General features: G+C 54.9%; 1 rRNA gene. It reads left to right on the forward strand.

What is annotated here, in order from left to right:
- A 23S ribosomal RNA gene (locus tag HMPREF3166_RS00005) occupies positions 1 to 2,426 on the forward strand; the annotation flags it as partial.

Genomic DNA, 2,426 nt, shown 5'->3' on the forward strand with positions numbered 1-2,426 from the left:
TGCGTGTGTGGGGTTGTGGGGTTGTGTTGTGCGGTGCTGCCATGCCGTGCCCTGATGTCATGTGTTAGCGGAAGTGGTTTGGAATGGCCTGCCGTAGACGGTGAGAGTCCGGTACGTGAAAGCATGTGGTGTTGGGGTTGATGTGATACCCGAGTAGCAGCGGGCTCGTGGAATCTGCTGTGAATCTGCCGGGACCGCCCGGTAAGCCTGAATACTTATTGTGACCGATAGTGTATGAGTACCGTGAGGGAATGGTGAAAAGTACCCCGGGAGGGGAGTGAAATAGTACCTGAAACCGTGTGCCTACAAGCCGTCAGAGCCTTTTAGAGGGTGATGGCGTGCCTTTTGAAGAATGAGCCTGCGAGTCAGCGGCATGTCGCGAGGTTAACCCGTGTTGTGGGGTAGCCGTAGGGAAACCGAATCCTAATGAGGGTGTTTTAGTGGCGTGTCCTGGACCCGAAGCGGGGTGATCTACCCATGGCCAGTGTGAAGCAGCTGTAAGAGGCTGTGGAGGCGCGAACCCACTTAGGTTGAAAACTGAGGGGATGAGTTGTGGGTAGGGGTGAAAGGCCAATCAAACTCCGTGATAGCTGGTTCTCCCCGAAATGCATTTAGGTGCAGCGTCGTGTGTTTCTTGCCGGAGGTAGAGCTACTGGTTGGTTGAGCGGGACTATCATCTTAGCGACGTCAGCCAAACTCCGAATGCCGGTAAGTCAGAGCGCGGCAGTGAGACTGCGGGGGATAAGCTTCGTTAGTCGAGAGGGAAACAGCCCAGATCGCCGGTTAAGGCCCCTAAGAGTGTGCTAAGTGGAAAAGGATGTGGGATCGCGAAGACAGCCAGGAGGTTGGCTTAGAAGCAGCCATCCTTGAAAGAGTGCGTAATAGCTCACTGGTCGAGTGGTTCTGCGCCGACAATGTAGTGGGGCTCAAGTACACCGCCGAAACCGCGGAACTCAACATTGTGTTGGGTTGGTAGGGGAGCGTCGTGTGATCGTTGAAGCTGCCGGGTGACCGTGTGGTGGAGGTTATGCGAGTGAGAATGCAGGCATGAGTAGCGAATGATGCGTGTGAAACGTATCCGCCGGATGACTAAGGGTTCCTGGGTCAAGCTAATCTTCCCAGGGTGAGTCGGGTCCTAAGGCGAGGCCGACAGGCGTAGTCGATGGTTAACGGGTTGATATTCCCGTACCCGTGTGTGTGCGACCAATGGTGAATCAGTGATACTAACCACCCTGAAGGATGCTACGTGCACTTTGTGTGTGTGGTGTGTGGATGCGTGGGACCTGATCTGGTAGTAGCCAAGCGATGGGGTGACGCAGGAAGGTAGCCGAGCCACTGATTGGATTGTGGTGTAAGCGTGTGGCCCGCAGGATTTGGTAAATCCGTCCTGCATTAAGGGTGAGGCGTGATGCGTACCCGTTGTGGGGATGTTGGTGATCCTATGCTGTCGAGAAAAGCCTCTAGTGAGTGCATGTACGGCCCGTACCGTAAACCGACACAGGTGGTCAGGTAGAGAATACTAAGGCGTTCGGGTGAACTGTGGTTAAGGAATTCGGCAAAATGGCCCCGTAACTTCGGGAGAAGGGGTGCCGCTGCTGGTGAACGACGTGTTGAGCTGGTGGTGGTCGCAGAGAATAGAGGGAAGCGACTGTTTACTAAAAACACAGGTCCGTGCGAAGACGGTAAGTCGATGTATACGGACTGACGCCTGCCCGGTGCTGGAAGGTTAAGAGGACCTGTTAGATCCTTTGGGTCGAAGCGGAGAATTTAAGCCCCAGTAAACGGCGGTGGTAACTATAACCATCCTAAGGTAGCGAAATTCCTTGTCGGGTAAGTTCCGACCTGCACGAATGGCGTAACGACTTCCCTGCTGTCTCAACCACAGGCCCGGTGAAATTGCAGTACGAGTAAAGATGCTCGTTACGCGCGGCAGGACGAAAAGACCCCGGGACCTTCACTATAGCTTGGTATTGGTGTTCGGTTCGGTTTGTGTAGGATAGGTGGGAGACTGTGAAGCGGCTACGCTAGTGGTTGTGGAGTCGTTGGTGAAATACCACTCTGATCGGATTGGGCATCTGAACCTCGGCCCGTGATCCGGGTTAGGGACAGTGCCTGGTGGGTAGTTTAACTGGGGCGGTTGCCTCCCAAAGTGTAACGGAGGCGCCCAAAGGTTCCCTCAGCCTGGTTGGCAATCAGGTGTTGAGTGTAAGTGCACAAGGGAGCTTGACTGTGAGACTGACAGGTCGAGCAGGTACGAAAGTAGGGACTAGTGATCCGGCACCGGCTTGTGGAAGCGGTGTCGCTCAACGGATAAAAGGTACCCCGGGGATAACAGGCTGATCTTCCCCAAGAGTCCATATCGACGGGATGGTTTGGCACCTCGATGTCGGCTCGTCGCATCCTGGGGCTGGAGTAGGTCCCAAGGG

The sequence above is a fragment of the Corynebacterium sp. HMSC08A12 genome, from assembly GCF_001807485.1.
Taxonomy (GTDB): domain Bacteria; phylum Actinomycetota; class Actinomycetes; order Mycobacteriales; family Mycobacteriaceae; genus Corynebacterium; species Corynebacterium evansiae.